Origin of the sequence: Scytonema hofmannii PCC 7110 (assembly GCF_000346485.2) — a bacterium.
GTDB lineage: Bacteria > Cyanobacteriota > Cyanobacteriia > Cyanobacteriales > Nostocaceae > Scytonema > Scytonema hofmannii.
On record NZ_KQ976354.1, the window covers coordinates 2237529 to 2259849 of the forward strand.

The following is a 22321-nucleotide window of genomic DNA, read 5'->3' on the forward strand; positions in this document are numbered from 1 at the left end:
GTTCAGTTAAGGCTGAAAATCATGTAAATTAGGTATTGTTCCCAAGAATGGAAATTAAGTGTGGTGCATCTCAAGGATTTCTCGTTGATGTCTCCTGATATACAAAGTGGTGACCTGCTTAAAGCAATCGAGACGGCGATTCCAGCATCAGCAATAGAACAGGCGATAGCGTAAGCGCTAACGGCTAAAGCCGTATCGCGAAAACCCAAACCAAAGAGGAACGCAAGCGAGCCTCCTGACGGAGGAGCTTCGCTAACGCTACCCGCGCAATTAGTGATAAGCCTAGTAATAGCAATGAGTTTTTGGTCTAGAGACTCAATGCGGGATGTACTCAAAAATTTAATAGATGGGATGTCAGAGGCATGGGTAAAAGTTGGTAAATACTGGCGAGTTCCCTGTAAATCAGCTATCACACAAGCTCGGCAACGATTAGGAGCAAGAGTGATGAGCAATTTATTTCATCAGTTGGTTCGACCAATGTCTACAACCGAAACTTTAGGGGCGTTTTTAAATGGGCTACGAATTGTAGTGATTGATGGTAGTTGTTTTGATGTCCGGTGACAGTGATGAAAATGCCAGGGTTTTTGGTCGTCCGAGCAGTCGTCCAGGGACAGTTGCCGCGTTTCCCAAAGTGAGATTAGTTATACTCGTGGAAGCTGGGACGCATATAATATTTGATGCATTGTTGTGTCCATATCGAATCGGAGAGCGAGTACGAGCATTAAGATTATTACGTTCGGTAACATCAGGAATGTTGTTAATGTGGGATCGAGGATTACATTCTTATGCAATGGTACAAGCAACAGTATCCAAAGGATGCGATTATTTAGGCAGAATACCAGCTAATGTCAAATTCCTTGCTGAAAACCCCTTAGGAGACGGCTCTTATCTGTCATGGATTTATCCATCAGGAAAGCTGCGAAAAAAAGGTTGTCAACCAATACTTGTACGAATTATTGAGTAGACAATTGAGCATCCTGACAATCCAGAAGAACAACTGACATATCGTTTAATTACTAGCTTATTAGACATTGAGAGATTTCCTGCCGAGTTGTTAGCCAGAGAATACCATAACTCGTTGGGAAGTTGAAAATACGATTGATGAGTTGAAAGTACATCTTCTGGGGCGCAAAACCCATGTCCGTTCCCAAAAACCACGCTCTTGTTGTGCAGGAGGTATATGCTTGGTTATTAGGACATTGGGCAGTACGAGTATTAATGTTTCAAGCTGCAACCAGTGCTAGAGTTGCTCCGTTACGCTTGAGTTTTACCGGAACTTTACGAGTTATCCGTCGTGCTGTGCCTAAGTTTCAACGTCTTAGCGAGCAAGATTTGCCCCTTTTTTCCATTGGTTGACTGTAGAGATTCTGGATACATTGTTACCTGAACGAGTTCATCGGTGTAATCCGAGAGTTATAAAAAAACCTGTATCTAAGTTTCGTTCCAAAAAACCAAAACACCGAGGTTGCGGTAAACAAGCCCAACCTCCTTCTTTTCGTATCATCAATAATGCTTCCAGCCTTAACTGAACCGTATTGAGGTATAAGGCGGGAATTACCTTCATTCTCAGGCATACAAACATACTATGAAAAATGGCAACAAGCTATCAATGAATCATTAAATACATCTTCACGATTAGAAGCAGAGGAACCAAGCAATAACTTCCCCCTCGATCTCCAAAAGTGTGCAAAAGATTTAAAAGACGAAATTAATCGTTGTCTAAATCATGAGAATTTGAAAAAGGTTAGAGAAAACCTCATTGATTTTTTAGAATCATCGCCGAGACATACTAGTCGCTTAATTATCAGAACCGATGATTCATTTTTACAAAGAATTCCTTGGTATTGTTGGGAGTTATTATCAGGTTACCCCAACACAGAAATTACTTTAAGTTCTCAAACAGGCAGAATTAGAAATGATAATTACCTTCCTCCCGATAAATCTCAATTAAAATTACTAATAATTTTAGGCGATCGCACAAATCTTTTGCTAGAACGCGATCGAAAGATTCTTGAAGACTTAAAAAGAAAAACTAACATAAACATTGATGTTTTCCCTACTGTCAACCATAACATCAATGAATTATGCAATATAGAGCAATTAACAAAATCTTTATCAAATATCCTCTGCAATGGATACGATATTCTCTTTTTTGCAGGACATGGAGTAGGAGAAAGTGGAAATCAAACTGATAGAATTAGATTTAATATTAATAACACTCTCTTAGATATTTCTTTTTACATCATCAGGTGAACGACTGCAACAGCAAGCTTTTATTATCAAAGTTGTTGAGGATAGCCATTCTAATACTGGTACTGGTTATGACTTTACCTTAGTAGAGCCAATAGCAAAAAACAATACTGGATAAAGTTGCAACAACCAATAGATATGTCAGGAATATTATCGGATGGCTTGCTATTGATTAAAAACATGGTTTTTTTGAAAAGGCGGCACCCAGATTTGAACTGGGGAATGGAGGTTTTGCAGACCTCTGCCTTACCACTTGGCTATGCCGCCATAATCTACTTCTACTCTTGTAGCTCTGGCTTACCTGTCATATTTAAATTAAGCTTAGATACTAACTTTGGTAAACTAGAGTTAACTACTTTTCTAGTCTAGCACATACTTTTCCGGTAGCCAACCTCAAAAAATTCCAAACTTGACAGCTTAATACCCGCTCTAAATACGGTAGAAACTACCCTGGTTTTTATTGCTACTTATCTATGCTTCTAAATAAGTAGTACAGGATGACGTAAATAAACTAACCATGAAAAATCATGTCAAAGCTGGTTTATTGGCTTTTGCATCCTTAATCTTCTACCTTCTGCCATCTGCCTTCTTTCCTAACTTAACCTCTTGTTTGCCTGCTTATTTACCCATTCTGTCACTCTTTTATAAAACGTATCCTCCAGAAACAGTGCTTCCTTGAGGTTAGCCACAGACCTTTCTTGGCTAAATAGAAGTGCGGGTGGGTGTGGCAATGGATGTGGGTGATAACCGTTATGTTCTTCTTTTCCAAAATATGCGTCAAAGCAAAGTACTGCTTTTTCCTCGCTTAAGGTTAGAGTAGCGCAGGTGTGTAAGGTTTCCCCCAGCCACTCTGTCATACCCCACTCTCTTTCCCATTGATATGAGATTCCTGGTTCTGTTGACTCAACGACCGCGATCGTGGCTTCTCGACTTCTAGCATACTCAATTAGCAAAATAAGTGACTGTGCTGATATCATTTTTAACTTTGTCTTAAGTGCAATCAGCATAGTATCATTAGCTAGTCAAGAGTCAAGAGTCAACTCTTAGCAGCGAAAAATTTAAATTGAATAATAAAGTGGGAAGGATTTTGCATCCTTTGGCTTGACATAAACTTTTTGTTGTGGTTCTAACTTTAACTCGTCATAGCGTTCTCGTGTCAAATGGGCTGTTACTACCTGCCCGTCATCCAAAGTCAACTCTGCTTGCACTTCCCAACCCAAATGTATCAAGCGAGTAACCCTAGCTGGTACTGTAGTGCCATTGGGGCTTGTTTCCACAATGACGTCTTGCGGACGTAAAAATACTTCTGGATGGGCAGACTCAAATCCGTTACTCTGGAAAATCTTAGCTGTGCTGGGTAACACGTTAACAGGTCCGATAAAACTCATCACAAATGCTGTGGCTGGATGGTCATATATTTCTGCTGGTGTCCCTATCTGTTCTACTCGCCCCTGATTCATCACCACGACTTCATCCGAGACTTCCATCGCTTCTTCTTGGTCGTGGGTTACAAAAACAGTAGTTACATGCACTTCATCGTGCAAGCGGCGTAACCAAGCTCGCAAGTCTTTCCGAACTTTGGCATCAAGTGCGCCAAAGGGTTCATCTAAAAGTAAAACTTCTGGTTCTACTGCTAGCGCCCGTGCTAGAGCTACCCTTTGGCGTTGACCCCCAGAAAGCTGCGAGGGGTAACGGTTACCTAGCCCACTCAGTTGCACTAAATCTAGTAATTCTTCAACCCGTTCTTTGATTTTTACTTTTGTTGCTTTACGAATTTCTAAACCAAAAGCAATGTTTTGCCTTACAGTCATGTGCTTAAATAAAGCGTAGTGCTGAAATACAAACCCTATCTTCCGTTGCTGTACGCTTTGGTATGTAGCATCACTACCTGTCAGCAAAATTTTCCCGCTATCTGGCAATTCCAAACCCGCAATTAAACGCAGCAGTGTAGACTTCCCTGAACCAGATGGTCCGAGCAGTGCTACCAATGAGCCACTCTTAACTTCCAGACTGACTCGATCTACTGCTTTAAAATTGCCAAACTCTTTAGATACGTTCTCAACAACTATGCCCACTGTGACTGCACCTCAGAAACTAATCTACGGATTTTTGATTAAGATTAGTGTATATCACAGTGTACCACAATTAAGCAGTGACCAGTGAACAGTGACCAGTGACCAATATTTAACTTCCACAGTTACCACAACTGCCACAATCTAAGGAGCTACAGTCAGCAGCACCGCAATCCAACGTACTGCAATCCAACATACTGCAATCACACGTCGCTAAATCGGCTAATCCTTCGATACAGTCACAGCCTCCATCGCAATTGCTTCTGTTACAGTCCGATTGACGAACTTTGTCTTCGATACAATTGTGTCCCCGACGCTTTTTATCTGGTGTTTCTTCTGTTGAGTCCTCAATCTGCGATCGCAAAATTTCATTGGCTTGCGAACAGGCTTGAAATCGGATTCGAGATTTGACGATCGCACCCCGCAAACCTTCTTGGGCAATGACTCTCTTGATGTACTGCGAACAAGATTCTCCACCATAAAGAATTCGATGAGCACAACTAAATCCTTTGTGAGGAGAAATATGTTTTTGATACTGAGTAATCGCTGCAACACTAATTTGTCTGCCAACTGAGCCAAACACTGAGAGATGCATAAATTGGGTTATGAACCATAGATGTTTCCTAATTAACTATTCCCAATCCCCACTCCCCACTCCCTACTCCCCACTCCCCAATGAGTGATTTGGAGAAACATTAAGGAATGTTGCATTTGTTTCAGAGATTTAGAGGAAAGCGCAAAATTAGCCAAGAGACCGTGATACCATGCTTTCGGCAAATGATAAAGATTGGGAGAAGACCTTTGACACTACGGGTTGCTGTTGTTGGGTCAGGTCCAGCAGGTTCATCAGCTGCAGAAACATTAGCTCTAGCTGGAATTGAAACCTACTTATTTGAACGCAAGCTGGATAATGCCAAGCCTTGTGGCGGTGCAATTCCCTTATGCATGGTCAGTGAATTTGACTTGCCCCAAAATATTATTGACCGTCGCGTGCGGAAAATGAAGATGATATCGCCTTCCAATCGTGAGGTGGATATCAATCTGGAAAAAGAAGAAGAATATATTGGAATGTGCCGTCGCGAAGTGCTAGATGGTTATCTACGCGATCGCGCAGCAAAACTGGGCACAAATTTAATTAATGCCACTGTTCATAAACTCGATATTCCCACAAACAATACTGACCCCTATACCATCCATTACATAGAACATACAGAAGGTAGTGCTCAAGGAGTTGCCAAAACCCTGAAAGTTGATTTAATTATTGGGGCTGATGGCGCTAACTCCCGCATTGCTAAAGAAATGGATGCAGGCGATTACAATTACGCGATCGCTTTCCAAGAGCGAATTCGTCTCCCTCAAGATCGCATGATCTACTACGAGGATCTCGCCGAGATGTACGTTGGCGATGATGTGTCTCCAGACTTCTACGCTTGGGTATTCCCCAAATACGACCACGTTGCTGTAGGCACTGGTACAATGCACGTTAATAAAGCGAGCATCAAGCAACTGCAAGCTGGTATTCGCGCCCGTGCTGCCAGAAAACTCGCAGGCGGTAAAATTATCAAGGTAGAAGCACACCCCATTCCCGAACATCCTCGCCCTCGCCGGGTTGTAGGAAGGATTGCGTTGGTAGGGGATGCTGCAGGCTATGTGACCAAATCTTCTGGAGAAGGCATTTACTTTGCTGCCAAATCCGGACGGATGTGTGCTGAAACAATTGTCGAAATGTCCAACAGCGGTAGCCGCATTCCTACAGAAGCCGATCTTAAGATCTATCTGAGACGTTGGGATAGGAAGTACGGGCTAACTTACAAGGTCTTAGATCTCCTCCAGACCGTATTTTACCGTTCTGACGCCACACGTGAAGCTTTTGTGGAAATGTGTGATGATATCAATGTCCAAAGGCTAACTTTTGACAGCTATCTGTACAAGACAGTTGTACCAGCTAATCCTTTTACTCAGCTAAAAATTACTGCTAAGACCATTGGTAGTTTGCTTCGCGGTAATGCTCTAGCTCCCTAAAGCACCGATACGTTCATCTCACGCAACCCGGTTTCTTGAAAAAGAAACCGGGTTTTTTGCCTCCTTTTTGAATGCTGTACTGGCGCATTAGGGATACCTACTGCCTTCCTAAAAAGCAAAAGGTAATAGGGAGAGCTTTGTCTCTTGCTTTATTAAGGTTATATAAAGCACATTTTACTACTCACAGAATATATCGTTTTATTTTTTCTAAGAGCAAAAAATATACTAATTCCACATAGTGAGCTAAGAATAGATAAAACAGCTTAAAAGTCTCTTAAAAAGCTTATAAAACAAGCATTATCAACCTGAGGAGAGAAAATAGTTTTGCTAAGAATTGGCGAAGTCAATATGAAGATTTTGTGAAAAATAGATAAATTTATTGTCATTTTCTCCGTAAATTTACTAACGTAGACGGGATGCTTACTTAAAACCAGCTCCTGGGTAGGAGTAAGGCTTAACCATGAAACTCAGTTCAGTACTTACTACTGCTGTGTCTACTTTGACTGTGAGTGTTGTCACAGTCCTTGGTTTCTCCAGCCAAGCGCTAGGTCTCACTTTTTCCGGTGACTCAATAGGTACTTGGGGAGAACCCAGTAATTATCCAGGGAGCGCAAATACCGACCCATACTACACAGGTGTGGGAACCAGCACTTTTAAATGGGGGGATGCTCATCCAGAACAACCAATCTATGGGACAAGTGCAAATGAAATTGCCTTCAAAGGTATTTCATTTACTACAGAGGAAAGCTCAGTGTTTAAGATAGGTTATTTAAAGTACTTTAATGGAACAGTGCCTCAAGGAACCAACGTAGACACTGTACCGTTAAGTCTTGACCTATCATTCTCGGAGCCATTTAACTTCTCTGAGGATTTCAAATATGATTTGGAGTTAGAAAACACAACTAATGTGGGCATTCCAGAGCTAGACGCGGATTCTGTCATTGTTAAAAACACTTTTAGCGATCGCAGTTTCAGTTTTGGAGGAGATGACTACCTTCTGAAACTTATTGGCTTCAGCCAAGATAACGGTAAAACTACCGTTACAAAGTTCCGTGTCCGCGAAAATCAAGAAATTACAGCAGGTATTTACGCTCAAATTACTCGGATTACACCACCGAAAAAAATCCCCGAACCTGCGAGCCTTGCTGGTTTATCAGCGCTAAGCATCTACCTCTTATCCCGTAAGAATAAAATCTTAAAGGATAAAAATAAATAATTTCAGGGAATTCTTAGTAATGTGGTAGCAAGACTACTACATTACTAGATCGCAGGAACATTAATCTCAAAAACCAGGCTTCTTTGTAAAGACTAGCCATGCTTAGTCTCTACACCATATAATATCGAGCTTTGCACTCCTAGAGCGTTGGTACAGAAATCACAAAAACCCGGTTTATTCGAGTTGAGCATACGAGATATCAAGCTTGACCACAGAGAGAAAGCGGGTTTTTTACCTCCTTTTTGACTACTGTAACGACGTTCTAGAGAGACTGAGTTTTTTAAGCAGCTTTGGAATGGATCTCTCATACAGAAAACGCGCCCTCGCTTGTTACGTTGAAACGCAATAGGTGAAGACGCTGGTCACTGGTCACTGGTCACTGGTCACTGGTCACTGGTCACTGGTCACAGTGGAAGCACCTTCAGTGGATTGGGGGGCGCTGGGTAGTTCTAAGCAATAACCCGCACCATACACGGTTTTGATATAACGGGGATGACGGGGATCTGGTTCTAACTTGGTTCTGAGGTGACGGATGTGTACGCGAATAGTTTCAATATCGTCATCCGGATCGTAACCCCAAACTTCTCTAAGAATTTCGCTAGGGGAAACCGTTTGACCGTGGCGTTGAAGGAGACAGTGCAGTAGCTCAAATTCTAGATGAGTTAATTTCACCGTTTGACCAAACCATATCGCCTCAAAACGTTCTGGAACTAAGGTCAGAGGTCCATAATTCAAAATTTCACTGTGCTTGGCGGCTTGAGGAATCCGGTCAGTACGCCGCAATAACGCTCGCACCCGTGCTAGCATTTCTTCGACTTCAAAGGGCTTGGTAAGGTAATCATCTGCGCCAGCATTAAAGCCTTCTACCTTATCCTGCGTTTGGCTAAGAGCCGTCAGCATCAGCACGGGGATTTCAGCAGTGCGCTCATCCCGACGGAGGCGCTGGCAAACAGTGAATCCATCAACTCTAGGCAACATGAGATCCAGCATGATCAAGTCTGGTTGTAGCTGGAGAGCTAGTGCTTGACCTTTGATACCGTCCTCGGCTTGGCTAACGTCGTAACCAGCCATCTCTAGGTTGACGGCTACGAGTTCTGAAATTGCAGGGTCGTCGTCTATGACAAGAATCCTCGGCATTATTAAAAAATTATTACTACTTATTAAGGATAAATAAGAACCTTTGGTAGATACAAAGATTGCTTTCCTGATTATAAAAAATAATTTAAATCTAACATAAAGATTAAAATTAAAGATTGTAAAACAAAAACTCAACTATACTAGATCTACCATTATTATGTATTATCCCTCTTACAGTCCCTCATGGTTTTTGCAAAACGATGTGGTGATGACTGTTTATACTGCTTTGCGGGGCAAGAGTTATTCGGAACGTACAATCCAAGACCCAGAGCCGTTTTATCAGGAAATGATTTTTACGGGGGCGCAAGGAGTACCAATTTTTGGCAAGGTTGCCATTCCCAAAAATCCTCGTGGCACGATTGTTGGTACTTATGGCATTACAGGAGATTTGGAGAATCAATGGTATCTCAAGCTTTTAGGTCGTAAAGCATATGCCCAAGGGTACTCTGTGGTATTGTTTGATTGGCGTGCTCATGGCAAAACAGCAGAGTTGTCTCCAACACTAACAAGTGATGGATTGTACGAGGGAGAAGATTTTGCCCGCATTGCCGCCACTGCTAAACAGATGGGATGCCCAGGAAAATTTTGGTTTACCGGGTACTCTTTAGGCGGACAGTTGGCACTGTGGGCGGTGAAAGCTGCTGTTGAACTCACCAAAGAAAATCGGGATTTAGGGCTAGAAGAGAGCGATATCGGTGGTGCAGCAGTCATTTGTCCAAGTTTAGACTCTCGGCGATCACTCGCTTATCTAGTCAAGCATCCTTTGGGGAGATACATGGAGCAAGCGATCGCGAGGGGGTTAGAAAAACTTGCATGGAAAATTCATGAAGCTCATCCTGGAACTCTTGACCCTGAGGCGATTAAGCGGGCTAACAGCATATGGGGCTTTGATGAGGAACTAGTCATTCAGCGACTGGGCTTTCCCACTGTGGAAGCTTACTATGATGCTAGCAGCGCTTTACCAATACTACCACATCTTACCAAACCCACGCTAATCATCTACGCCGAAAACGATCCCTTTTTTGATCCTAAAATCATACCTGAACTGCAAGCAATTTGCAAGAGAAACGCGGCACTAGATTTGTTACTAACCCGTCATGGAGGTCATGTTGGTTACATCAGTAGCAAAAATTGCCAACGTCAGGCACAAGATCCAGATCCTTGGTGGGCATGGAATCGAACTTTACAGTGGATAAGAGGGGATAGGGGGTAGGGAAGAGTGATTGTCATTCCCCAATTCTCTTAGAGGATGTTTGTAAAGTCCTAATTTATACTAGTAGAGCATAATCATTAAAACCGTATGTTATTTAGGCACGTCATTGCGAGAAGCGAAGCAACGCGGCAATCCAAAATTATCCGGTAATTATCGATTATGCTCTACTGGTCTAGCGATTCGAAATCGCGACTATACAAGCGAAACCCACCTACGTGGGTTTCAAATCCTTAATTTCTCGTTAGGGATTTCCAAGAAATAAATTATCCATCTTGTGGAACGGGCGTCCTCGCCCGTTCTATACTAGTGGCGGGCGGGACGCCCGCACCACAAGAGAAAGTTGTATATTTTTTTATTTAGAAGTCCCTTAGTCCGCGCAGGCGGACTTTGTTTGTATAGTTGCGATTTCTAATCGCCCAAAACTTTTAAAACATCCTCTTAGACATTTAGATTGATTCGGACCGTAATATCGTTATAATCCTTGTCACCACCATTAACGAGATCCTCAAAACCAAAAATGTTATCTCCCAATAAACGAACATGATCTGCTTTGTCAGAGTTAGCACCTAAGAATGGAAAGTAAACTTGCGGGTCATTACTGGAATTACTCTCTAAGAGTGCATCAGGGTTACTATTGACAATCATAAATGGAGCAAACAGCGAACCGCCGTTGAAAGTTCCAGTGAAATTTGCTGTTGCTTGGTTGTTTACCGTCAAGTCAATACCAGCAACACGTCCGGCGACAGCCGCTTGCACATAACCAGCATCTCCCGGACGGTAGTCAATAATATCATCACCATTAGTATCAATACCACCCTTATCATCTGCTATTTCATAAAAACCAATGAAGTTATTGAAAGCAGCTTCTCTGTTAAGAGTAAAGTCAGCTTTGACAGATGTGTTAACTTGTCGCAAATCAATGAGTTCGTTTTGCCGCTTACCTTGCAAACTGGTACCTAAGGGAATTTCTTCATCTGTTGCTTTCACTTTGACTTTCAAATCATTGAAGTCACCATTTTGAGCAGATGGATCTTTCCAAGCCAGAGAAAACTCTCCATCGTCCACGCTTTCGACTTTGAAATTTGTAGTAGATGGAAACACTACATTTGATAAAGAGGTTTTATCAGATAAAACAGTATCGGTAGTGCTGTTGCTGACCAAGTAGAATCGCAAGTTAGCATTTGACTCGAATGCTAACTTGCGTGACAAGTCGGTATCAAATCCATTCGGGACTTTCGCAAGAGCAGAGAAAATTACCTGAGATCGATTCAATGCGGCTTCGCTATAACCCACAGAGTCAGGAGCAATACCATTGATTCGACCTTGTGCATCGTCAACAGTAAAGACTCCTAGTTCATTAACGAGTTGAGAACGGTGCTCTGTCAATTCAACTGAAATTTTGGCTTGACTGCTGCTATTTTGACCTTTGAGAGCGAAGACATCAAAAGCAATTTTGTTTAACTCAGAAGTTGTTACCGAGTTTGTCAGAGCTTTATTACTGTTGTTGCTAATAGTAACCGTGGCGTTGATGTTCGATAAACCCAGATTGTAATTGGGTGCATCTACCAGAGTCAGGGTCAGACTTTCATCGCCCTCGTCAAAGAGATTATCGTCAACTGGAGTGATAGCAATGTCTACAAAGGATTGATTGGTGTCAAGAGTTGCTGTACCCGTAAGGTTGGGGCTGTAATCAATTCCGTTGGTAGCAGTACCAGAAATGCCGTAAGTTACTTGGAGTGGTAAACTAATGTCACCAGCACGGCTGATACGAAAGATACCGACATCCCCAGATTCGGCAGCAGAAGCATCGATGGCAGCAATGCTTACAGTAGGGATAGTGTCGTCTCTGTAGACGAAGATGTCACGACTGTTGTTAGTGTCTCCTGCTACCAAATTATTTGCGTATGTCTCAAATGCTATGTATTGACCATCTGTGGATACGACAGGGTTGTAGGAGAAGTCATTCCCCTGATTTTGCTGTGAATCTACAGAAACGCGTTTGATGGTGCCTGTCTGAATATTGTAGACGAAAATATCACCAGTATTATTGGTGCCCCCCGCCACTAGGTTGCTGGCAGATGAACCAAACGTCACATAGCGTCCATCTGCTGAGAGGGCGGGGGAAAAGGAATCGTTATTTCCTTGATTGCTTTGCGAATCTACGGAAATGCGACGGGTGGTACCTGTTTGAGTATCGTAGATGAAGATGTCACTGAAGTTATTCGTGTCATCCGCCACTAAGTTGCTGGCATATGACTCAAACGCCACATAGCGTCCATCTGCTGAGATGACAGGGTTGTAGGAGAAGTCATTCCCCTGATTGGCTTGCGAACTGACAGAAATGCGACGGGTAGTATCTGTTTGAGTATCGTAGACAAAGACATCACGGGTGTTATTAGTATCATCTGCTACCAGATTGCTGGCAAATGAATCAAACACCACATAGCGTCCATCTGCTGAGAGGGCGGGAGAGAAGGAAGCGCCATTCCCCTGATTGGCTTGCGAACTGACAGAAACGCGACGGGTGGTATCTGTTTGAGTATCGTAGACAAAGATGTCATTGAAGTTGTTTGTATCATCCGCCACTAAGTTGTTGGCATATGACTCAAATGCTACATAGCGTCCATCTGTAGAAATGATGGGAGATGAAGATCCCCTATTCCCCTGATTAGCTTGCGAACTGACAGAAACGCGTTCGGTGCTTCCTGTTAAAGTATCGTAGACGAAAATGTCGCTGAAGTTGTTTGTGTCATTTTGTACCAGGTTGCTGGCATATGACTCAAATGCCACATAGCGTCCTGAAGCTGAGATACTGGGACTCCCATTGGCAGGGTTATTCCCCTCAATGCCATTTAGACCTACGGAAACGCCTCTAGTGGTGCCTGTCTGAGTATCGTAGACAAAAATGTCACTGAAGTTGTTCGTGTCACTTGCTACTAAATTGCTAGCATCAGACCGAAAAGCTATATAACGCCCGTCTGCTGAGATATCTGGGCTGAAGGAGTTGTTATTCCCCTGGTTACCTCCCAGACCTACGGAGACGCGGTTGGCATTTAATAATCCAGTATATGCCTCTTGAGTTGCAACTGAAAATACCAAGGATGTTGTCATCCTCCCCGTTGTAACTTCCAGTTTCCAATGACCGCCTAAAGCCGGGTTACCTGTGGGGGTTTTGGAAGCCGCTATCTGTGCTCCTGTTTTCTGGCGCAATTTGGTGATGAATTCGGCTCCGATGTCTGTTGCTGCAACATTGCAGCCGTAAAGCAACAACGAGGGAGTAGAATCATGCGACTGCTCTTCCTTTGGAAACCATCGTGCTAGTAGGCTGGCATAGAATTCTAGGGTTTCCAAGTTCAAGCAGCTGTTGCCCAAATACAGACATCCTGGTGAACCGTGGGAAACTATGTGTACAGTGGTAAGGTCTGCTCGTTCTAGTACAGTGGTAATTTGCTCGACACCATCCCATTCTGGGTGTAGGAGTATCACTTGCGCGTCACTTTCTACTCCAGACATGAGTGTTTGATAGTCTGCGACTGATGTATCAATGAATACTAAAGTTTTAGAAGTGACACTGCTGGGCTGATTCTGCTGTGTTGTGATGCCAAAACGATTGTGTACATCAAGCTTTTGTATTTCAGTTGGCTGCATGCGTGTTTGTTACAAATGGAGTGTAGAGCAAAGTCAATCCTCGGTCAATCGAATGCACCCCTGAATAACTGTCAAATGGTCTTGGAATAAAAGAAACAGGTCAGAAGCCCCTAAATTTATTTATAGAAAAGACAAAAAAGATTTTTGCTCAATATTGTAAATATCAAGTTAAAAATCAAAAGTAAAAACAGAATCTTGTTTCTTTTGCCTTTTAACTTGTTAAAGCGGTGGTGCTGGAAGAGGTCTTGCTGGAGCTGACACTGGATCTATCCCACCTAGTCCCACTTCAAACTGACCCATCATGTCGAAGTCTTCGTGAACCATGTTGTGGCAATGGTACATATACTTACCCGCATCGGCTCTAAATCTCCCAATGACCCGTACTGTCTCGTTTTCACCAACGTAGAAGACATCTTTCCAGCCACGCTCATAAGGCAAAGGTGGTTGACCATTGCGATCGAGTATTTGAGCCTTAACGGCGTGAAGGTGCATGGGATGAACTCCCGCACCTACAGGGTGGAGAAACCTCCAAATTTCTATTTCTTCTAATTGTGGATTGGCGTCAATTCGATTTGAGTCCCACCCGTTACCGTTGATCACCCACATTCCATTAATCTGATCCAGAAGGAAGTCGCGGGTTCGCACAGCAGCAGATTCAGGAAGCAATTCAATAGTGCGTAGTGTGCTAGGAACAACGCTATTATCTACTTCAGATCGCACTACATCAAAACGCATGATTCTTTCTATATTGGGAAAATAATCATTATCTGGTAGTGGAAGATTTTGTAGTTCTACCTGAGTCCCTATAGGATATCTGGAAAAATCGATAATAAAGTCATACCGTTCTCCTGCTGCAAGACGGAGGTCTAGAGTATTGACTGGTGCAGATATTAATCCACCATCAGTACCAATCACAATCAAGTTATCACCCGTACTGAGAGCAAGTCTATAAGAGCGGGAAACTGATGCGTTTAAGACTCGGAAACGGTACTTGCGATTAGCCACTTCCATGCGAGGCCAAGGTACGCCATTAACGAGTATTAAGTCGCCCATCACATGAGTCCGATTTTGATCGTCCAAAATGAGTGAACCATCAGGCGCGAGTTGCCTATCCTGAATAATGAGAGGTACATCATAATCCCCATTAGGAAGTGACAGCGCTCGTTCGTCATCATTTTCGACTATATACATTCCAGCTAAGCCCATATACACATTTCGAGTAGTCTGAGCAAGCGTGTGATCGTGGTACCACAAAACAGCAGCAGAGGGGTTGGCATAGATGTAATCCTTGTAATGTCTTGGAGGAATGGGATCTGTAGCGTAGCCGTCGTGTTGAGGTGAAGATTGCATTCCATGCAGATGCACAGATGTATTTACATCAAGATTATTGATAAACCGTACAACTGATATCCGATTTTGCTGCTGTTTAATGGTGGGTCCGGGAAATTGACCGTTATAGCCCCAAATCTCCGTAGTTGGCCCTGGTAAAATCTGTACTGGAGCCGTCCGCATTGTGATTTGGTAGTAATCAGTTGTTGCATCGCTACGCACTGGATTCAATACTGGTGGTGTACGAAAGGGAAGTGTAAATGGCACGCGTCCATTGACTACTTGAGTGTATCCTCGATATTGAAATCCTATGGGAAGCAAAACAGTACCCACTGCAAGCGATGCAATTCTCAGTGCTTCACGTCTGCTGATTCTTGTCATGTTCAAGTTTTCCAGTTAATAACTTGTATAAAATCAAACTTCTTGAGAATGTAAATACCCTGGTTTTTCATGGGGATTCTCTGTTCCCCATTCCCTGTTAAAATGTGTTTTTCCAGAATAAATATAGCAGTAGTTTTTAAATAAATTTTAAGTAATAATAAGAACTTAGTGAAATTTTCACAAAAAAAAAGTTTTAATAAACATTATCTTTTCATCTTTTTTATAATTTGTAGATATGCTTCTTAGTGACTAAATACTTCCAGTTCACTCATTATTTTAAGATGAAGAAGACAGAAGTTTGATCGTCCGCTATACTGAAAGTTTACCCTAGCTTAACAGCGGGGAATTTATTGAACGAAGGAAGAAGAAAAAAGAAAGAAGGAAGAAGTTTTGTTTTTATATGTGGATTCTGACCCCAACTCAAAACGAGCAACCCAATGTGTATGGGGTTTTAAACCGAATGGCACTAAGTTAAGGGTTCAGACTGACGCGGAGAGGGGAGAAACGGGGACGCGGAGATGGAATTTTCCCCGCGTCACCGCGTCACCGCGTCACCGTGTCAGCCCCTTTTTAGGTTTTCTTCGCGCCATTCGGTTTAACGAAACTCCTCCTGCGTCAAGATGGAACACCTGTTTTTGTCCCGCCTTGCGGACATATGATGGGGATTTGGTGTCAAAGGGATGAAACACGCGTAATAAATCTTCTCAATTTCCTCACTTACCTGCAGAATGTAGAACTCTAACATAATCTTAAAAATTTGATATTACCCCTACGTGTACTACTAAGCTTTGATTGAGTTTAATATAATCAACACAGAAGCATTTAAATAGCCACCATGAAGTGCGTATACCAAAACACGTGAAAAATTCTTCCCTAACTTCCCTAATCCCCAACTTTTTCAAGTCAGATAAGGTGGGCGTAAAAATTTATTTTTGGAGTAAAGCAGAGGGAAGGGGTTATAGTCTCATTCACCTTACGTTACATACTTGGATTTATTTGTGTCTATCTAAGTTCAGCAGGAAAAAAATTGATCTTTTCTTAATCTTATCTACTATTAAGCAATATAATTCATAATATGTTATTGATTGCTATTTTTAAAATTTTATTTTAGATAAATCTCAGCTTTGAATATAGTTTTTACGGAGTCTTCAAGAATCTATGAATAAAGAGATTTGCTATAACCTTAATCAACAGCATGATTTGCGTCTTGCCTCTTTAAATTCTGACTCACCTGTAATAGAAACCGAAGCAAGTCAGCTTTGCAATCAAATACTAAATATAGATAATATAGAGCATAATTTTTACAGTGTAGCTGAAAAAGCTGGAAGATTTTGCAACAGATATTTGAGCGTTTCCAGCGACGTTCCAACTTCTATAGTAGATACTACTGAATACGATCTTGATACATTAAGTGCTAGAGAGGTTTCTCTTTTATTTGTAGAGAAGACTTCTGCATTAAAAGAGGATGCATTGATTATTGACGTGAATTTAAGTGTAATTGATTTCATTTTAACACAATTTGCCCCTCAAGGTCTTTTGAGCGGATGCCAGCTTCAGAATTCGTCAAATGCATCTAACTGCCATGAAGTGGTAGCGAGTGCTCTACACTTCATTCATGGAGTACAAGTTGGCAATGGGAATATCAACAGAAATCAAAATGTCTTATTTAGACAAATGCTTGAAAGTATTGGTGTGCGGCTGCCAACAATCTTATCAACGAGTTTCTCAGCGTTCACAGATATTCTTCCTGAGTCGTGGAAGTTGCCAGCCTATCGTCTGAGTCTTTCCCTATTTACCGAGGAGATGTGCCCAGAAATTCTTGGTGCTACACTCTTTGACGCTATATTTCCCATACCAGGGCTTGTTCAGAAACTGGAGCCCTATATCGCACATCATGGTGGATTGACTACATATTACAAGGTAAGAGCATCCCAATGTAGCAGCAATAACCTTGTCGAAAAAGCACGTCAGGCAATTGAAATCTATCTTTCAACATTTGATAGCCTTGAGCAATCAAAGAGAAAGCAAACTCTGGAACAAATCTGTTGTCGAATTTATGACGGTATTTACACATCTTATCGACTTTTAACTGAATGGTCTTCAAGTTTAATACACCACCTTCAAGAAGGCTACCTTAGTCCCCGCGAAAAAATGATTCGCCTGGTAAAACAGAAGGCAAAATATGCTGTTGGTTATCATAGCCGAATCAAGCTAAATGGAGTTAACTTCGACGCCGCGATCGCTGATAATGCCGAAATATTCGTTGACACGCTAGGTAAATCACAATGGGTATCCCCTGGAAACCCTGAAAAGAGCGCCCTGTTAACCAGCTTGGTTAAATTTGGTGGGCCGATGTTTCGTGTGTTTTCGCCTATAGAAATTGAAATTATTAATGAATGGGTAAAGTCATTGCCACAAGAAGCCCCGGCTAAATGTAGTAATAAACAAGAAATAAAGAAAGATGAAATTATCGTAAATTCCAAACGGACTTACTCAGGTTTCACAGCACTAAAGGCTTTGGGGAGAAGACTAGTGCATAATACCAAACCCTTGTCTGATAGAGATATGTACTATCAATTAATTAACATAGAACATTATCCAGACATTCGTTTCCGTGCGCTGGAATTGGTTACTAATTGGCTCACACAAAGCTCAGTTAATATGTTTCGAGGAACAAGAGCTATTCCGTTCCAAAACTATACTCATCAAAAGCTGCGCGACTGGTTTAATGCAAAGGCACAGTCACAAGTTGAATCTTATTCTCAGTCGTTCAAGGAAATTGAAAAGCCACGGGAGCAAGTTATCAAAGAGGCAGTGCAGTTATGCCCTATGATTCTGATTGATGGAGCATGGTTGCAAAACTGGTGTAGCCCAGGACTTGTAGATACAAAAATCGGTACTATTCTATACACTATCTATTCAGATGAAGTAGGTAATGGAGATCCTCTTCTAAATCATCCGAATATTTATCGAGCATTAATCCAACAGATGGGTATTAACTTACCGGATTTTAAAAGCCTGGATTTTGCTTACTGGCATGGCTTTGATGATAATGCATTTAAGGTGCCCGTTTTTTGGCTTGCTATCTCACTATTCCCACGGCGCTTTTTAGCGGAAACGTTAGGGCTGAATCTTGCTATGGAATTGTCGGGTGTGGGTGGAGCGTATCGTACAGCGAGAGATGAACTTCGTTACTACGGCTATAACACGCTTTTTGTCGATCTCCATAACACTATAGACAACGTATCTACTGGTCACTCTGCAATGGCGTTAAATGCGATTGAGTATTACATGGACGATATTCTTCAGTCAAATGACGAGGTAGTAATCCGCGAACATTGGGAACGCATCTGGATCGGATATCGCGCCTTAAATCCACCACCTCAAACATGGAATATATTCGCTCGTCGGAAAAATTACTCGTATCAACTTACTAAATTGCCTATTTTAAGTTAAGGGAGTTTCAGATGGCTTGTTACACATTAGGTTTATCTGCCTACTATCATGATAGTGCAGCAGCATTATTGTTAGATGGTGAGTTAATTGCTGCTGCCCAAGAAGAGCGCTTCAGCAGAGTAAAACAGGACAGTCGATTTCCAGTTAACGCCATAAAGTTTTGCCTACGTGAAGCAGGTATAGACTTAGACAGCATCGATACCATTTTTTACTACGAAAATCCATACAAGAAGTTAAGCCGAATTACTTCAACTTATTTCAATTTTGGCTTAAAGGGTTATAGATCGTTCGTATCAGAAATGCCTGCATGGTTAATGAAGAAGGCTCACGTAAAGCGCACTCTCAACCTTGAATTGGCATCTCATTTCCCAGGAATACAGAAGTTACCGAAGATTGAATATATAGATCATCACAAATCTCACGCATCCTCAGCGTTTTTCGCCAGCCCTTACGAAGAAGCAGCTGTACTTTGTCTTGACGGAGTAGGCGAATGGGCAACTACATCAGCATGGTTTGGTAACGGAAATAAACTTTCTTTAGTATGGGAAATTCATTTTCCACACTCTCTCGGTTTGCTTTATTCGGCGTTTACCTATTTTTGTGGCTTTAAAGTTGACTCTGGAGAGTACAAGCTTATGGGGCTAGCACCCTATGGCAAACCTTCTTACTACCAGCAAATCGTGGATAATCTCATAGACGTAAAACCCGATGGTAGCTTCTGGTTGAATATGGATTACTTTGACTATGCAACAGGAAACTGCATGATCGGCGATCAATTTGACGAGTTATTCGGTGGGCCTAGGCGCGAGCCGGAAAGCACGATTACCCAGAGGGAGTTCGATCTTGCAGCTTCTGTTCAGTGTGTTCTTGAGGATGTGGTTATTCTATTAGCAAAATCCTTACGGCGGCAGATTGGCGTTAATAATCTCTGCCTTGCAGGTGGCGTGGCGTTAAACTGCGTTGCTAATGGGAAGCTATTAAAAGCTAACATCTTCGATTCAATATGGGTTCAACCAGCGTCTGGGGATAGTGGTGGCGCATTGGGCGCAGCCTTTGCGGGCTGGCAAAGCAGAACGAAGACAAACAGAGTTCAGCTTGGTGAAGATCGCATGAAAGGCTCTTTATTAGGTTCTTCATATGATGATGCCGAAATTGAAACGCAACTTCGTCAACATGGCGCTGTATATACCAAGTTGAAAGATGAAGAACTGTGCGGTATTGTAGCAGATCTCCTGGTTCAAGGGAGCGTAATAGGATGGTTTCAGGGCAGGATGGAATTTGGACCTCGCGCACTAGGCGCACGCTCAATCATTGGTGATTCAAGGAGCCCAAGGATGCAGAGTGTGATGAACCTTAAGATAAAAAATCGAGAATCTTTTCGTCCATTTGCGCCAGCTGTATTAGAAGAATATGCCCATGAGTGGTTTGATTTGGATCGACCAAGCCCATATATGTTATTTGTTGTTAACGTTCACGACAATCATAGAATTGTGCCACCCGAGAACGAAAAACAACTCTCAGGTATAGACAAACTCAAATGCGTGAGGTCTACAATACCAGCTGTCACACATGTTGATTATTCTGCACGCGTGCAGACTGTAAACCGGACTTCTAATCCACGTTTCTACAATCTGATACACGAATTCTATTTACGCACAAACTGTCCTGTCCTCGTAAATACTTCGTTCAACGTAAGGGGTGAGCCTATTGTTGAAAGCCCCAGCAATGCATATGCTTGCTTCATGCGAACTCAAATGGACTATTTGGTGATTGGCAGATATTTGTTGTGTAAGAGCAATCAACCTGCTTGGAGTGAAACAAAAGATTGGCGAACAGAATTCGTATTGGATTAGTTCAACGAATTTATGTTTAGTTAAGTGTAATACTTGTACTGTTCTGTTAGTTAATAAATTAGAAAGGTTCATTTTCTTATGATTGGTATTTTCTACAAAACTCTGTCTACTTTAATCTTCTCCATCATCTTTTTATTAGTGTTTTGGCCTTTGGGCTTGCTAAACAGTATTATTTTCGATCCACTTTATCTCAAAAAAAAGGATAAATTGAATAGCTATTTTAGATATCATGACCTTCCCACTTTTAATAAAGACATAACCATAAGCAAGATAACTAAGCATCATGCTCGCACAGAACTCAAAATCTGAACATATACGTATTTATTCCAGCAAAGAGGTACCAATAAAAATAAGCCACTGACAACATCCAGTAATTCAATATTAATAGAGGAGTATTTTCACAAATGTCATTAGAATACAAGAATAAATTTGTAGAATTAAACTTAATATATGATAAACTTTTGTTTATAGAGAATTTGTTGATGACAGATATGGTATTTTAAGATTTAATCAATAAATTAAACGACAATTATTGAAATAATAAGAATATGATGTAGCATTAGTCAAATTGAAGCAGATGATAGTCTTTATTCTTTAGAAAAGAAAAACATATGGAACGAAAAAAATTATCCCACGAAGAAGCCGTTCGAGAAGTGTATCGCCTCACGCCACAAATTAGAGAATATGACGAGTTCATGTACCTTGGGGTAAGGTGGCTTCCTTATACAATGTTCTTTCACCACAAAAATTATCAATCTGAAGTCATTAGTACCGATTCCTTTGGCTTCCGGAACAGTACATTTGGGGGTGCAAAAATTAGTGTTGCTAACATGCCAACAGATCGTCCTGTCAACCTTTTGGTAGGAGGCTCTACAACCTTAGGCACGGGAGCAACGTCTGATGCTAATACTATATCCTCACGTTTAGCGGAGTACACTCAAGAGCCTTGGCTAAATTTTAGCGGACGGGGATATAATGCGACTCAAGAAATAATTTTGTTTCTTATGCATCAACACAGATTTCAACACATAAATAATGTAGTTGTATTCAGTGGTATAAACACCCTTACCCTTGAAGGCTTACCTGATAACCTCACCAGCGATCATGGGCGTTATTATTATTCCTTTGAGTATAATCACTACATGGATAAGTACAATGATGACTTGAAGCAACGCATAAAAACCTATGCCTCCGACCTTGATAATAGGAACAAAAACCCGTTGAGGCAATTGAAAAGTTATATCAGCAGCCTTGTGAACCAAGAAAATATCGCTGATAAAATCATTACGGATGATAGTACTAATACTCAGGAACGAGTTCAACGTGCAGCATTTGCAGTGTCAAATGCTCTGTATCAATGGCAACAAGTTATCGCACCATTTAATGCAAGGCTTATCTTCATTTTACAGCCGATGTCTTATTGGACAAGGGATTATCTTACTCCAAATGAAGAGGAGATATTCCATGCTATTGATAGTTGCCCAAATAACTTCTGGCGATTGTTTAAAAACATCCTGAGTAAGGAAATTCATGAAATATTTGTAGATGCAATACGCACTAGTTGCGTGTCTCGCGAAATTCAATTTGAAGACATGAATTTGCTTTTGAGGGATTCCCAGAAAATTAGTGATTACTTGTTTGTTGATAGAGTACATTTTAATGACGAAGGATACGATGAAGTCGCAAACATAATCCACAAAAAAGTGTTGCAGCAACCAGATTACGTAATAGAAAATTAAGAGGT

At 41.6% G+C, this 22321-nt stretch carries 12 protein-coding genes, 1 tRNA gene and 3 pseudogenes; 8 read left to right on the forward strand and 8 right to left on the reverse strand.

Annotated elements, in window-relative coordinates; genetic code table 11:
* Positions 1-255: 255 nt before the first annotated feature.
* Both WA1_RS52530 and WA1_RS09645 read left to right on the forward strand, forming a co-directional pair.
* Positions 256-1356: pseudogene (locus tag WA1_RS52530) on the forward strand (IS4 family transposase); the annotation flags it as partial.
* Between the two features lie 378 nt (positions 1357-1734).
* Complete coding sequence (locus WA1_RS09645; protein ID WP_017743788.1) at positions 1735-2253, forward strand: hypothetical protein; 519 nt, start codon at positions 1735-1737, stop codon at positions 2251-2253.
* Between the two features lie 192 nt (positions 2254-2445).
* On the opposite strand, the gene WA1_RS09650 is transcribed toward WA1_RS09645, so the two are convergent.
* The 5 genes and pseudogenes from WA1_RS09650 to yidD all read right to left on the reverse strand — a co-directional run.
* Positions 2446-2517: transfer RNA gene (locus WA1_RS09650), tRNA-Cys, on the reverse strand.
* A 326-nt stretch (positions 2518-2843) separates the two neighbouring features.
* A complete protein-coding gene (locus tag WA1_RS09655; protein ID WP_017743789.1) occupies positions 2844-3257 on the reverse strand; it encodes a hypothetical protein in 414 nt (137 codons plus the stop codon).
* Positions 3258-3308: 51 nt separating this feature from the next.
* Entirely contained in the window at positions 3309-4325 is a 1017-nt protein-coding gene (locus WA1_RS09660; protein ID WP_017743790.1) for a sulfate/molybdate ABC transporter ATP-binding protein, read from the reverse strand.
* A gap of 219 nt (positions 4326-4544) precedes the next feature.
* A pseudogene (locus WA1_RS61630) lies at positions 4545-4829 on the reverse strand (hypothetical protein); the annotation flags it as partial.
* Positions 4744-4917 (reverse strand): annotated as a pseudogene (gene yidD / locus WA1_RS61635) (membrane protein insertion efficiency factor YidD); the annotation flags it as partial. The pseudogenes WA1_RS61630 and yidD, both read right to left, overlap by 86 nt.
* A gap of 206 nt (positions 4918-5123) precedes the next feature.
* On the opposite strand from yidD, the gene chlP reads away from it, so the two are divergent.
* The gene (chlP, locus tag WA1_RS09670; protein WP_026134693.1) at positions 5124-6344 is read left to right on the forward strand and encodes a geranylgeranyl reductase; all 1221 of its coding nucleotides are present in this window, start codon (positions 5124-5126) and stop codon (positions 6342-6344) included.
* Between the two features lie 460 nt (positions 6345-6804).
* A complete protein-coding gene (locus WA1_RS09675; RefSeq protein ID WP_017743793.1) occupies positions 6805-7560 on the forward strand; it encodes a choice-of-anchor K domain-containing protein in 756 nt (251 codons plus the stop codon).
* Positions 7561-7950: 390 nt separating this feature from the next.
* Here the strand turns inward: WA1_RS09675 and WA1_RS09680 are convergent, their stop codons facing one another.
* Positions 7951-8697 (reverse strand): response regulator transcription factor, encoded by a 747-nt coding sequence (locus tag WA1_RS09680; RefSeq protein WP_017743794.1) that lies wholly within the window; start codon positions 8695-8697, stop codon positions 7951-7953.
* A 157-nt stretch (positions 8698-8854) separates the two neighbouring features.
* Between WA1_RS09680 and WA1_RS09685 the strand changes: the two genes are divergently transcribed.
* A complete protein-coding gene (locus WA1_RS09685) occupies positions 8855-9910 on the forward strand; it encodes a YheT family hydrolase (protein ID WP_017743795.1) in 1056 nt (351 codons plus the stop codon).
* 438 nt (positions 9911-10348) lie between these two features.
* On the opposite strand, the gene WA1_RS09690 is transcribed toward WA1_RS09685, so the two are convergent.
* Both WA1_RS09690 and WA1_RS09695 read right to left on the reverse strand, forming a co-directional pair.
* The gene (locus WA1_RS09690) at positions 10349-13558 is read right to left on the reverse strand and encodes a DUF4347 domain-containing protein (protein WP_066612808.1); all 3210 of its coding nucleotides are present in this window, start codon (positions 13556-13558) and stop codon (positions 10349-10351) included.
* 219 nt (positions 13559-13777) lie between these two features.
* A complete protein-coding gene (locus WA1_RS09695) occupies positions 13778-15268 on the reverse strand; it encodes a multicopper oxidase family protein (protein WP_017743797.1) in 1491 nt (496 codons plus the stop codon).
* 1158 nt (positions 15269-16426) lie between these two features.
* Between WA1_RS09695 and WA1_RS09700 the strand changes: the two genes are divergently transcribed.
* The 3 genes from WA1_RS09700 (at position 16427) to WA1_RS09710 (ending at position 22316) form a co-directional block, all read left to right on the forward strand.
* Positions 16427-18724 (forward strand): iron-containing redox enzyme family protein, encoded by a 2298-nt coding sequence (locus tag WA1_RS09700; RefSeq protein WP_017743798.1) that lies wholly within the window; start codon positions 16427-16429, stop codon positions 18722-18724.
* A gap of 11 nt (positions 18725-18735) precedes the next feature.
* Entirely contained in the window at positions 18736-20577 is a 1842-nt protein-coding gene (locus tag WA1_RS09705) for a carbamoyltransferase family protein (protein WP_017743799.1), read from the forward strand.
* Between the two features lie 611 nt (positions 20578-21188).
* Positions 21189-22316: an SGNH/GDSL hydrolase family protein gene (locus tag WA1_RS09710; RefSeq protein ID WP_017743801.1), complete on the forward strand. Its 1128-nt coding sequence runs from the start codon at positions 21189-21191 to the stop codon at positions 22314-22316.
* The last annotated feature ends 5 nt before the right edge of the window (positions 22317-22321 follow it).